Here is a 12,573-nt window from a genome sequence, read left to right as displayed (position 1 = left end):
CTACACACTCCCTACCATTCAGCTACACTATGATCCTTATGTCTCCAGATTGGATTCCGCCAATTATGGCCTGTTTCTGCCATTTTGCGGACATGCTCCTCATTAACTTCAATACCTAGTCCTGGCTTATCAGGAATATTTACATATCCATCTTTATATTTGAATACGCTACCATCCGTTAGATAATCGAGTAAGTCAGAACCTTCATTGTAGTGAATACCAAGGCTTTGCTCTTGAATAAACGCATTGTGACATGTGGCATCTACTTGAAGACATGCGGCTAATGCAATAGGACCAAGTGGACAATGTGGAGCAGCCGCTACATCAAATGCCTCTGCCATTGAAAGGATTTTTTTGTTTTCAGTGATACCGCCTGCGTGGGATAGATCGGGCTGAATAATATCTACATAACCGTCTTTTAGTAAATTTTTAAAGTCCCATTTAGAATACATGCGTTCGCCCGTTGCTATCGGGATCACTGTATGACTTGCAATGTCTCGGAGGGCTTCATTATTTTCAGGCAAAACCGGTTCTTCAATAAACATTGGTCTAAATGGTTCAAGCTCTTTAGCGAGAATTTTTGCCATTGGTTTATGAACACGCCCATGAAAGTCAATCCCAATTCCAACATAAGGACCGACTGCCTCTCGAATAGCTGACACGTTTGTTAGGACGCGGTCAATTTTTTCATACGAATCAATGTATTGGAGTTCGTCCGTGGCATTCATCTTAATGGCTTGGAATCCTTTATCAACCACTGCCCTTGCCTGTGCAGCCACATCAGATGGTCGATCTCCACCAATCCATGAGTACACCTTAATAGATTCTCTTGCCTTCCCGCCTAGTAATTGATGAATCGGTGTGTTGTAGTACTTTCCTTTAATATCCCACAACGCTTGATCAATGCCTGAAATGGCACTCATTAGAATAGGGCCTCCACGGTAAAACCCTCCGCGATACATCACATTCCAATGATCCTCAATTTGAAGCGGGTCTTTTCCAATTAAATATTCCATTAGTTCGTCGACAGCTGCTTTAACAGTTGAAGCTCTTCCTTCAATAACTGGCTCTCCCCAACCGATTAAGCCTTCATCGGTTTCTATTTTCAGAAATAACCATCTCGGCTGTACCTGAAACAATTCGTAAGCTGTAATTTTCATCTTTACGCACCCTTTCGTTCTTTACATGATTAAAGTGATTGTGTGTATAATAGGCTAAATTACGATAGCATCTATAGAAAAGAGAACGCTTTCCACAAAAAGCGAACGGTTACAATTTCATTAGAACCAGTTTCATTTCCTATAGTCATACTACGTGTTGAAGTCTATCATTCATTCTCTTAAAAAACAACAGATTTACCCAAGATATGATAACGTTCTCACACAAAATAAAAGAAGCATGGAAGCAATGCTCCCATGCTTTAAAGATTTATTTTTCTCTTACTAACTCAGTCACACACTCAACCTGCGCTGTCCACGGAAACATATCAACTGGCTGTATGTTTGCTACCTTGTACCCCGCCGCTCTTAACTGTTCAACATCTTTTGCAAGAGTAGATGGATTACAGGATACATAAACAATACGCGATGGCTTTGTTTGTTTTAATGTGGCGAGTAGCTTTTGGTCGCAACCGGTTCGAGGTGGATCGACAACCACAACATCTGGTGTCCAGCCTTGCTTCACCCATTTTGGCAACCATTCTTCCGCCTTTCCAACCTCGTACTCGTAAGACTTCACATGGTTGTTTGCTGCATTCGCGCGGGCATCATCAATAGCATCAGGAATGACATCCATACCTCTCACTTCTGCAGCTTGATCAGCAAGCCATAATCCAATGGTTCCTACTCCACAATACGCATCAACAAGCTTTTCTTTTCCTGTAAGCTTAGCAGCTTTCTTGGCTTCATCATATAAAACAACCGTTTGCTCAGGATTTAATTGAAAGAACGCTCTGGCAGATAGAGAGAATGATACATCTCCAAGTGTTTCTTCAAGCGTCTCTTCTCCAGATACAAGTGTTGTACGATCTCCAAAAATGATGGAGGTTTTTTGATCGTTGATATTTTGCATAAATGATGTCACTTCAGGCAGACGCTTCTTCACTTCTTCCATCATTTGTTTTCGCTTCGGAAGAGTTACTTCTGCTGTTACAAGAACAAGCTGAACATCTCCTGTTTTGAAGCTGACACGAGTAACAATTGTGCGGACGGCTCCGCGATGCTTGCGCTCATTATAAATAGAAATATCTAAGTCTTGTAGAATCTGTTTCATAACCTGCGTTACATGATTCGATCGTTTATGCTGGACCATACAGGCAGACAGATCAATCAATTTATGTGATTTCTCTGCATATAACCCTGCTTGTACTACCCCTTTTGTCTTATTCACCTGCATCTGGCTTTTGTTACGATAATACCAAGGATCCTTCATACCCTTTGTCTGTTGAATGGTCAATGCTTCTTGTTTAATCGTTGTATACCGCTCAAAGGCTTGTCTCACGATGTCTGCCTTCTCACGCAAGGTTGCCGCATATTCCATATGCTGAAGCTGGCAGCCTCCACATTGATCATAGATTGGACACGGTGGTGTAATCCTCCCAGGTGATGACTTACGAATTTTTTTAATGCTTGCTTCTGAGAAGCGCTCCCCTGCGTTTGTAACCTTAGCTACAACCTCTTCTCCAGGGAGAGCACCTGGTACAAAGACCACATGGCGCTTATAGTAGCCTACACCTTCTCCATTAATGCCAAGCCTTTTTATAGTAAGTGGAAATTGCTGTCCAACCTCCACCGTTGTTTTAGCACTGTGATTTGCCTGTTTTGCTGATTTCATTTTTGACACTCCCATATTTACTAACTAAAAGAAGTATACCATGTTCACCGATCTTCCTAAACTTACTAAACACGTATCGCTTTTTGTCTGATAAAATAGAAGCGTAATGGTCAGTAGAGGAGTGAAACAATTTGTCTATCCCCACAGACGTAGCGTCTTTAAAAATTATGGCGCATGTCTATAAACGTAAAAGCGCTCAGTCTACATTTGAAAAGACAGTAGAAAGCCTCGTGAGTTCTGTACCGTATATTGATTGGGTAGGAATTTACCTTTATGAAGATCTAAATCATAAACTTGTTGCCGCTTCTTGTTTTGAAAATGACATGCAATGGACGTGTAATGGCGAACTTAAATTTCCAATTCACGACTCTGTTGAAAAGGAAATCGGTCTCATGATTGTACGTAGCAAACATTCCATTGCCTTTGATGTAACAGACGTCTCCACATTAAAAACAATTGCTGCAGCGATCGGACAAGAAACACTTGTGAATTAGACTTTCATCACGAAAAAGACCCCAAATCATTATGATTGAGGTCTTTTTCGTTTATCAAAAGGAAGGAATTTGCTTTTGAACCGTTAGATCATCTAAGCTTTCAAACGTATACCCCTGCTTTTTCGCTTCATCAATGACTCTTGGAAGAGCTTCTGCGTTATCACTTGAAACTGAATGCAAAAGCATAATGGCTCCTGGATGAATTCGCTCCATAATTTTGTTATAGGCATAATCTCCACCCTTTTGCTTGTTTACATCCCAATCTGCATACGCAAGAGACCAGAATACGTTAATGTACCCCTCTTCTTCTGACTTGTGAAGGCTATGCTCACTAAATTCGCCACGTGGTGGGCGTAAATAATTCATATATTCGATTCCAGTTAATTCGGCGAACCGTTTTTTAACCTTTATTAATTCACTTGCTAGTCGCTCATCATCAATAGCTGGCAAGCTTGGATGGTGCCACGAATGGTTTCCCACGATATGACCCTCGTTCACCATACGTTTAATGAGATCAGGTGCGGAATCAAGATAATGACCCGTTACAAAAAAGGCAGCAGGCACTTTCTTTTCACGAAGCACATCAAGCACCTTTTCAGTGTATCCATTCTCATATCCGTTATCAAACGTTAAATAAAGAACTTTCCTTTCTGTGTCTCCAGTAAAATAACCACCTGACTCATCGAGCATTCTCAGAAATTCAGGTTCTGTTGTTGCAAGTTCTTGATTTTTGGCCGGCTTAAAGCCCCAATGTAAGACATTCCGGTCGTAGGCAAATGCTTGTTCACTTTGAATCCCTATAACCATACTTATTAGAAGCATGATCGCTAACAATCGCTTAACCTGCTTTTTCATACACTCACCTCAATTAACAGCTGTTTACTCATAGCATGCATCAAGTGTTTCTTTTTACTTGCTCCATTTTTTGGACAAAAAAAACCAATCCATGTTTATGAATTGGCTTTTACATTATTCCACAATTAATGTTGCGAGCATTTCTGCGTGACCTGCGCCACAAGGAATCGTACAACGAATTGTGTACTCTCCTGGTTCAAGTGATGTATTAACAGAACCTTCACCTGCAATTGATACATCTGTACCGTCTACTTCAATACCATGGTGGCCTTCAACATTCTCAAGGGCAATGTTAATATCTCCAGCGGGTACGGTATAGCTTTCCTGATCAAATGCCCAGTTTGTTGCTTTTAACACAACTTGTTCACCGATCACTTCTTCTGGTTCGTTCTCTTCTGCTTGGTCATTGCCCGCAGCACCACATGCTGTGATCGCAATGAGAAGAAAAAGAGCGACTAATATAAATAACATCTGCTTTAACTTCATTTGACTACCTCCAGGCTTGTCCTTTTCCCCTTAACAGTATACGCCCAAAAGACCTATTCGTATATCCGTTTTCCCCACTTTTTTTTGAGCGTTTTGTTACTGTTTTTTCAAAATTCACTGCTTGCCCTTTTATAGCTTGTATGGTTTGATTAGAAAAGAATTGAATGCAAAGATGGAGGTATTTGGTATTGTTTGAATTTAAAAATATATTTAGAGGTCTAGCTATGGGGATTACTGACCTCGTTCCAGGTGTAAGTGGAAGTACGGTATTAATGGTATTAGGCGTCTATGAGCGCTTTATTGCTTCCTTACATGGATTGACTACAAAAGATTGGAAACAAAGTTTACGCTTTTTAATTCCTCTTGGAGTTGGAGTAGGAAGTGCGTTATTAATATTTAGTCGAGTGATCAGTTGGCTACTGGAGAACCATCAACCTTTAACCATGTTTTTATTTCTGGGATTAATTGTTGGGATTGTTCCTATCCTGGTTAAAGAAGTGGACATTAAACGTACATTCAAGTTAAACCACTACATATTCTTAATCACAGCCTTTATTCTTATTGCATTAACCTCATTGTTACCACATGAAGATACATTAATGACAGACTTAAGTATTTGGAATTACTTCTTCTTGTTCGTTGCAGGTTGGTTAGCAAGTGCTGCATTAATCCTACCAGGAATAAGCGGCTCGCTTATTTTTCTCTTGTTAGGTGTCTATACAACAGTAACGAATGCGATCTCCACTTTACAGATTCCTGTGATTCTTGCCGTCGGTGCCGGAATTGCCATTGGACTATTATTGACAAGTAAGCTGGTTCGATATTTATTTAAAGCATATATGACGCATACATATGCTGTCATGATCGGTCTTGTTGCAGGATCCATTATTGTTTTATTTTCTCAAATTGAACCTGGAGGATCACTTTTAGGGTGCGGAATCACATTTATAGCAGGCTTACTCGTTGCTTATCTACTTGGAAGCACACAAAAATAAACGGTTGTTCTTAAGAAAAACAGCAAACATTAGACATGTTCGCTGTTTTTTTTGGTTCTTAAAGCATAGATTAAAGGTACGTAAACGTTGACGGCATGATTCAGTTAAAATAAAATATATATACATTAACTAGCTAAAGGGGTGATTCGATGGGGCAGTGAATAGAAAAGACAAACTTGCGGCATCACATACAGTATCAGTACAATTTGATCAGTTAGCTTTTGCCACACAGTTTTTGTTTCAAACACAGCGCAACCGAGTCACATGCAACCTTGACGGAGCGATCTATTCGTATTTTTAACACATTTATCTTTTTATACAAAATAGGAGGTGACCCCTCTAATTTAGAGGGATCTTTTTGGACAATTTATACTTAAATTTGTTTTTCGTGGCTTTATTAATTGCTCTCACAGCTTTTTTTGTAGCCTCTGAGTTTGCAATCGTCAAAATCAGAAGTACAAAGATTGACCAGCTTGTACAGGAGGGTCATAAGAGTGCTGTTCTGGCAAAAAAAGTTACTTCAAACCTAGACGAGTACTTATCTGCTTGCCAACTAGGGATTACCATTACAGCTCTAGGTATTGGACGTTTGGGTGAACCAACGTTTGAGAAAATGCTTCACCCCGTGGTTGAGGCGTTACCGATTAGTAGTAGTGCCGTTATTACAACCGTAAGCTTTGTTGTTTCGTTTGCGATCATGACGTTTTTACACGTTGTGGTTGGAGAGCTTGCTCCAAAAACCTTGGCCATTCAAAAAGCAGAACGCATTACACTGCTCGTCTCAAGACCATTACGTGCTTTTTATTTAATTATGTATCCACTTATTTGGTTCTTAAATGGAGCAGCTCGTTTATTAACTCGTTCAGTAGGTTTGAAACCTATGTCAGAGCATGACGTTACTCACTCTGAAGAAGAGTTACGTTTAATTCTTTCTGACAGCTATAAAGGTGGAGAAATTAATCAGTCTGAATTCAAATATGTAAGTAAAATCTTTGATTTTGATAACCGAGTAGCCAAGGAAATCATGGTTCCCCGAACTGAAATTTCGGCAGTTTCTATCGCTGATCCAATCAGTAAAAACCTAGAATTTATGCGAAAAGAACGCTTTACACGCTTCCCAGTAGTTGATGGTGACAAGGACCATATTCTTGGTGTGATTAATGTTAGAGAAGTGCTAACTGATATTGTTTCACCAGATGTGACAAGAGAAATTTTCCTGAATGACTATATTCGTCCTGTTATTTCAGTTATTGAATCGATACCAGTTAATGATTTACTCGTAGAAATGCAAAAGCAACAAATTCATATGGCTATTCTCTTTGATGAATACGGTGGTACAGCAGGTCTTATTACGGCTGAAGATATTATTGAAGAAATTGTCGGCGAAATTAACGATGAGTTTGACGTCGAGGAAGATCCTTTAATCCGTAAGATTAATGATGATCATTATATTATCGATGGTAAGACTTTGATTAGTGACGTAAATAAACTGCTTAACATTGAACTTGATGAGACCGATGTGGATACCATTGGTGGATGGTTGCTTACTGAAAAGTACGATGTTGCTGTAAATGAAGCCATTGAGCATGAAAATTTCACATTTACAGTGAAGGAATTTGATAATCATCAAGTAAAACAAGTGGAAATTGTTCGGCGTCAGGAAGATCATCAAATTACTGAACAACAGCTTGCTTCTACGTAACAAAAGAGACTGGGACTGAATTTAAAACACGAACATAGCACCAAATCCGCTACAGGAGAATCCCTCGCTTTCCACGGGAACGGCCTCAGCCCCTTTCGCGGAAAGGGCACCGCTACAGTGTCTTCACCGCGTTCTGTTCCGTAGGAGTCTCGGGTTCTCCTTCCGCTAGTTTTTTCATAAAAACACAAATGGCGAATGATTCTGCAATCGAATCATTCGCCATTTTCGTATTGATTTTTAGTTAAGTTGCAAACTCTCTCTACTATTACAAGCTTATAACACACCTTTTTTTGCGTGTTGCTCTGCTTCGAGCGTTTCTAGGTGAGCGGTACGATTGGTGTAATGTAAGTAAGGCTGCTCCTTATCATTCATCCATTCTAGAAGCGTGACGCTTGTATTACTGATCACAAATGGTCGGTGAAACTCCGGCCACTTCTTTCCAACTAATACATACATAAGGAAAATGCTTATAAAGCCACCGTGTGAAACGAGTGCAACAGAATCAGATGAATGCTGCGTATGAAGCTGTTCAAGTACGTTCTTACACCTAGTAGTAAGTTCTTCAACCGTTTCCGTACCTTTAATTCCAGATGTAATAATGGAATTTGTCACGGTTTCAGGATACTGTTCTCTAATCTCATCTCTTGAAAGTCCTTGTAGTGGTCCTAGGTGCACCTCTCGAATTTGTTCCCATGCTTGAACAGGAAGTCCTGCTGACTCTCCAATCGCTTTAGCAGTTGCGTAAGCTCGCTCTAAATCACTACTGTACAAAAAGTCTAGATTGATCTTCTCACAATAAGAGCTGATTAAATCAACCTGCTGTTTTCCTAAATCTGATAACGGGAAATCCATGGTCCCTTGAATTTTCCCCTGCAGATTCCCAAGTGATTCACCATGACGTATTAAGTATAATTTCATCTGAATGTCATCCCCGTTCCCATTCCTTTTTAAACGTTGTTGCCTTCATCTGAATTTGCTCGAGCATATCAATCATGCGCTGCATCTCGGAAGCTTCAGCGTCTTCTGGATCCATTGATTCAAGTGATGTGAGTAATAAGTTTAATCTATTTCTTAAGTAATCAATTTGCTGTTTTTTATCATGGATTGATCCACCCATTATCTTCTCTCCTTCTCCCAACTCTCGGTACTTCTAAAAAGCTTAACAGAATCATACATATAGCTCAAATCATTAAGGAACTTTTAACTTCCTATTAATTGCGATATGATAGACTATGAAATCTTGTGATATGCCTTTATGATGAAGGCAACCAAAGGAGACCTACTAGTGTTAAAGACTTCAAAACCACTTATTACTCCAGAGTATGATCCATGGGAAGCTTATCTAGATATTAAAGAACATGGACGCCTGGCACTTACGAATATAGAATTTACAACTACCACACTATGTAATATGCGGTGTGAGCATTGTGCAGTCGGTTATACATTAAGCCCCAAGGATGCTGATCCATTACCACTTGATCTATTTATTCGTCGCTTAGAGGAGTTACCTCAGCTGCGAGCGTTAAGTATAACAGGTGGAGAGCCTATGCTTTCAATGAAATCGGTAAAAGAATATGTTGTGCCTTTGTTGAAATACGCACATGATCGAGGTATTCGTACTCAAATCAATTCAAATCTTACATTGCCACTTGAACGGTATGAAGCGATCTTACCTTATCTTGACGTTCTTCATATCTCTCATAATTACGGTAGTGTAGAAGATTTTACAGAGATCGGTTTTGCCATGATGGATAAGAAACCAAGCCTTAAGCAACGGGAGGCTTATTTTTATCGAATGGTTGAAAATGCTCGCGAACTCACTCGTCGTGGTGTCCTTGTTTCCGCAGAGACAATGATAAATAAGCGGACCATTCCACATCTAAAAGAAATTCACGAACAAATTGTTGAGATGGGTTGTCAGCGACATGAGGTTCACCCGATGTACCCCGCTGATTTTGCAAGTGCGCTTGAAGCGGCTTCACTGAAAGATATCCGAAAAGGCATCCATACGTTACTTGATCATCGTGACCCTGATGTATGGATGTTATTTGGGACGCTTCCTTTTTATCCGTGTAGCGATCTTAAAGAAGATCTAGAGCTACAAGAGCGTTTGTATCAAGCCAAAAACGTCACGGTTCGTAATGATCCGGACGGTCGTTCAAGGCTTAATATTAATATCTTTGATGGTTCTATTATTGTGACTGATTTTGGAGATACACCTGAGCTTGGAAACGTTCAGGATACACCTTTACAGCAGGCCTATGACACCTGGATGAACTCCGAGGTCGGTCGCTCTGTACAATGCCACTGTCCCGCTGTTAAATGTCTTGGCCCAAATATCTTAGTAAAAGATGCGTATTACTCAGATGTTAATTTCTTAAAAAGAAGCTCGAATTTGAAGCTTTAATTAACCGGGTTGATTTTTAGCCATATACGTAAAAGATAAGTAGTCCTGTACTGGAATCCATGCACCGATCCCTTGTTGAGTGATGTTTTTCACTTCAAGACGCTTTTTACCACCTTTTACAACAACATACACCTCACCATAAGTGACATTTCCTTTTTCATGAATGGCTGGGGCGTAGCTATGCAAATACCCGACCTGCTGTGTTGACACATTGTAGGTCTGGTTTTTGCGTGTGCCTTGACCAATAATGGTTTCAAACGACAGAGGCAGTCCTGTTTTTTCACCAGCATGGATCATCATCATTTTGCGAACGGCTTCTGCATTAGGAATAGTAGCTGTCAGACCGCCTGTGATCTTTTTTTGTTGATCTTGAGCATATGTTAATTGAGCTGGTGCATTCGCACCTCGGTTATCGAGATAGTTCGTATTTACCTTTTGATATTGCCAATTCACTTCGGTCCCTGCTGATTCATAAGCAAGTGGCCACTCTCCAAGATAGACAGAAACTCGTAACCCAAGTCCTAGAAGCGGATTGCCAACATGGGACTCATTAAGTAATCGAATAAGGTCCGGGTTCGTAATTTCCTCATCAGTGGATTCAAGAAATTCTTTAGCGAGATCACTTGGGTGAAGATATGGAAGATCCTGCGTTCCATTTGTGTACGTATTCTCTTTTGAAATAGATAACGCAGAGTCTGGAATTTTATATGGATTATCTAATTTATCCTTAGCATGAGTATGTGAAAATGGCGTGAGCAAAAATACAGTGATTAGCATAAGAAGACACAGCTTTCGTTTCATTTTAAGTCTACCTCCTGGTTTTTATGGAGGTAGTTTATACGAAGTTGTCTTAAATTATGTAGATGACTTCTTATAAGTTAGTGGAGGGTTATAGTATGAAAGTGAATCATCCAGGATATCGATTTAGCATGCTAATTGCAATGGTAGCGATCGCAGGCTTTGCACAGGGAATGCTCCTACCTTTACTATCCATTCTACTTGAGGAGGCTGGCGTTTCTTCCTCATTAAATGGATTAAACGCTACAGCCTTGTACATAGGTGTGCTCCTTGCCTCACCTTTTATTGAACGACCTGTGCGCACATTTGGTTATAAACCAGTAATCACAATTGGACTAATTGTTATGACAATTAGCTTACTACTACTCCCGATCTGGGCGTTCTTTTGGTTCTGGTTTGTGTTACGAATGATCATTGGAATCGCAGACAATATGGTTCATTATGCCACACAGGTGTGGATTACCTCCACCAGTACGGCCCAAAATCGTGGTCGTAATATCTCGATTTATGGCTTAGCCTTTGGACTTGGCTTCGGGGCAGGTCCGTTAATGATTCATTTATTAAAAGTGGCCGAATGGTTACCATTTGTGATTGCCGCTGTTCTTACCTTTATTACGTGGTTGTTTGTATCGAGGCTTGCAAATGAATTTCCTTCCCAGGACATCGATACTCGTGCACCTCAAACAACCTGGGCCAGATATCGCTCGGTTGTGAAAATGGCCTGGTTCTCCTTACTTCCTGGGTTTGCTTATGGCTATCTTGAAGCGTCCCTTCATGGGAACTATCCTGTTTATGCCTTGAGGTCCGGTTTAAGCATTGATCAGGTTTCCCTTTTACTCCCTGCCTTTGTCGTCGGTGGCCTTCTGACACAAATTCCATTAGGACTTGCTAGTGATAAGTTCGGGCGCAAAATAATTCTGCTAACCATCGCTACACTTGGGAGCGTATGTTTCTTTTTAATGATTGCCGTTGAACATTCACCTACTGTTTTGTTCATACTTTTCCTAGCAGGTGGAGGATGTGTGGGGTCTCTTTATTCATTAGGCGTTGCTTTTATGGCTGATCTAGTCCCGACTTATCTTCTTCCCACTGCAAACGTCATGATGGCTGTAAGCTTTGGATTAGGCAGTATTAGTGGACCACTCATTGGCGGATGGCTTATAGAAATAGTGGAGCACGGAAGTGTGTATTACTCCATTGGAGGTATGCTGGTTTTAGTTGTTGTCGCCGGCTTACTATTTAAGCAACAACACTCTGAAGTAGAACCACATCCATCATAAAAAAACGGCAGCGGAATGCTGCCGTTTTTATTCCTGATGAAAACATAAGAAGATTTATTCAAATAACAATCTGGGGTCGAATCGATTATTTTCCTTCACACTGACACCTCACTTCTTAATTGCTTGTTAAAAACAATCTCGAAAATAACGATCTCTGTGCATGCGTATCACCTCATCAGAAGTATACAAAAAACAAAGCGTTTCTAGCCTATTGCTTGTTGAACATCAACTTACATTTTTCAGGAAACGAAATGCAGTTGAACTGCCTTCCGTAATCATAGTATGGTCAGAAGTAAAGTTCTTATTCCTCGTCTTGATGAATTTTTAAATATTTTACCTCAGACGCCGCATCTTTCGCTGATTCAATTGCCTCTTTGGAGGTTAACTTAATATGATTTGCTGTCTCAGAGAGCTTCCTAAAATCAGCAGAAAGATCAGAAATGATGGTCGATACCTCATTCGCTGTCACTCTCACTTGATCAATGATTTCCTCACGATTCTCCCGAATAAAAACGAATGTCTCTGTTGATGCATCTTTGATATTTCTTGCTTCTCGACAAAGCTGGTCACGCCATTCTTTCTTAGATAAGACCGCAGCCACTCCAATCACAGCGACTCCACCAATAATCAGTGATTTACAAAGTCCAGACTTCTTCTTCAACAACAATTCCTCCCTTAGACACGTGGTTGTCCTTATCATATCAGTAAGTCCAATTAAAATAAA

At 40.2% G+C, this 12,573-nt stretch carries 14 protein-coding genes; 6 read left to right on the top strand and 8 right to left on the bottom strand.

Features of this window, described 5'->3' with window-relative positions; genetic code table 11:
* Positions 1-11 precede the first annotated feature (11 nt).
* Both dgoD and rlmD read right to left on the bottom strand, forming a co-directional pair.
* Complete coding sequence (gene dgoD, locus NSQ54_05890) at positions 12-1,160, bottom strand: galactonate dehydratase (GenBank protein ID WYP27638.1); 1,149 nt, start codon at positions 1,158-1,160, stop codon at positions 12-14.
* Positions 1,161-1,428: 268 nt separating this feature from the next.
* On the bottom strand, positions 1,429-2,832 hold the full coding sequence (gene rlmD / locus NSQ54_05885; GenBank protein ID WYP27637.1) for a 23S rRNA (uracil(1939)-C(5))-methyltransferase RlmD: 1,404 nt from the start codon (positions 2,830-2,832) through the stop codon (positions 1,429-1,431).
* 131 nt (positions 2,833-2,963) lie between these two features.
* Between rlmD and NSQ54_05880 the strand changes: the two genes are divergently transcribed.
* Complete coding sequence (locus tag NSQ54_05880; GenBank protein WYP27636.1) at positions 2,964-3,326, top strand: GAF domain-containing protein; 363 nt, start codon at positions 2,964-2,966, stop codon at positions 3,324-3,326.
* A gap of 54 nt (positions 3,327-3,380) precedes the next feature.
* Here NSQ54_05880 and pdaA read toward each other — a convergent pair whose 3' ends face one another.
* The gene (gene pdaA / locus NSQ54_05875; protein ID WYP28506.1) at positions 3,381-4,133 is read right to left on the bottom strand and encodes a delta-lactam-biosynthetic de-N-acetylase; all 753 of its coding nucleotides are present in this window, start codon (positions 4,131-4,133) and stop codon (positions 3,381-3,383) included.
* 162 nt (positions 4,134-4,295) lie between these two features.
* Positions 4,296-4,667, bottom strand: a complete 372-nt coding sequence (locus tag NSQ54_05870; GenBank protein WYP27635.1) for a cytochrome C oxidase subunit II — start codon at positions 4,665-4,667, stop codon at positions 4,296-4,298.
* A gap of 188 nt (positions 4,668-4,855) precedes the next feature.
* On the opposite strand from NSQ54_05870, the gene NSQ54_05865 reads away from it, so the two are divergent.
* The 3 genes from NSQ54_05865 to NSQ54_05855 all read left to right on the top strand — a co-directional run bounded on the left by NSQ54_05865 (position 4,856) and on the right by NSQ54_05855 (position 7,364).
* Positions 4,856-5,662 (top strand): DUF368 domain-containing protein, encoded by an 807-nt coding sequence (locus NSQ54_05865; protein ID WYP27634.1) that lies wholly within the window; start codon positions 4,856-4,858, stop codon positions 5,660-5,662.
* A 157-nt stretch (positions 5,663-5,819) separates the two neighbouring features.
* A complete protein-coding gene (locus NSQ54_05860) occupies positions 5,820-5,963 on the top strand; it encodes a hypothetical protein (GenBank protein ID WYP27633.1) in 144 nt (47 codons plus the stop codon).
* Between the two features lie 57 nt (positions 5,964-6,020).
* The gene (locus tag NSQ54_05855) at positions 6,021-7,364 is read left to right on the top strand and encodes a hemolysin family protein (protein WYP27632.1); all 1,344 of its coding nucleotides are present in this window, start codon (positions 6,021-6,023) and stop codon (positions 7,362-7,364) included.
* Between the two features lie 273 nt (positions 7,365-7,637).
* On the opposite strand, the gene NSQ54_05850 is transcribed toward NSQ54_05855, so the two are convergent.
* Together NSQ54_05850 and NSQ54_05845 are read right to left on the bottom strand one after the other, a co-directional pair.
* Positions 7,638-8,282 (bottom strand): histidine phosphatase family protein, encoded by a 645-nt coding sequence (locus NSQ54_05850; protein ID WYP27631.1) that lies wholly within the window; start codon positions 8,280-8,282, stop codon positions 7,638-7,640.
* 7 nt (positions 8,283-8,289) lie between these two features.
* The gene (locus NSQ54_05845) at positions 8,290-8,481 is read right to left on the bottom strand and encodes an SE1561 family protein (GenBank protein ID WYP27630.1); all 192 of its coding nucleotides are present in this window, start codon (positions 8,479-8,481) and stop codon (positions 8,290-8,292) included.
* Between the two features lie 141 nt (positions 8,482-8,622).
* Between NSQ54_05845 and yfkAB the strand changes: the two genes are divergently transcribed.
* Complete coding sequence (gene yfkAB / locus NSQ54_05840) at positions 8,623-9,771, top strand: radical SAM/CxCxxxxC motif protein YfkAB (protein ID WYP28505.1); 1,149 nt, start codon at positions 8,623-8,625, stop codon at positions 9,769-9,771.
* On the opposite strand, the gene NSQ54_05835 is transcribed toward yfkAB, so the two are convergent.
* Positions 9,772-10,572: a YfkD family protein gene (locus tag NSQ54_05835; protein ID WYP27629.1), complete on the bottom strand. Its 801-nt coding sequence runs from the start codon at positions 10,570-10,572 to the stop codon at positions 9,772-9,774. It lies immediately after the preceding gene.
* A gap of 95 nt (positions 10,573-10,667) precedes the next feature.
* Here NSQ54_05835 and NSQ54_05830 point away from each other — a divergent pair, with 95 nt between their 5' ends.
* Positions 10,668-11,849 carry an MFS transporter gene (locus NSQ54_05830; protein WYP27628.1) on the top strand — a complete coding sequence of 394 codons (1,182 nt, stop codon included), beginning with the start codon at positions 10,668-10,670 and terminating at the stop codon, positions 11,847-11,849.
* A gap of 301 nt (positions 11,850-12,150) precedes the next feature.
* On the opposite strand, the gene NSQ54_05825 is transcribed toward NSQ54_05830, so the two are convergent.
* Entirely contained in the window at positions 12,151-12,510 is a 360-nt protein-coding gene (locus NSQ54_05825; GenBank protein ID WYP27627.1) for a hypothetical protein, read from the bottom strand.
* Positions 12,511-12,573: the final 63 nt, after the last annotated feature.

It is taken from the genome of Alkalihalobacillus sp. FSL W8-0930 (genome assembly GCA_037965595.1).
Taxonomy (GTDB): domain Bacteria; phylum Bacillota; class Bacilli; order Bacillales; family Bacillaceae_D; genus Alkalicoccobacillus.
Note: the sequence above shows the minus strand (reverse complement) of the source record. Positions and strands in the feature narration are given on the sequence as shown.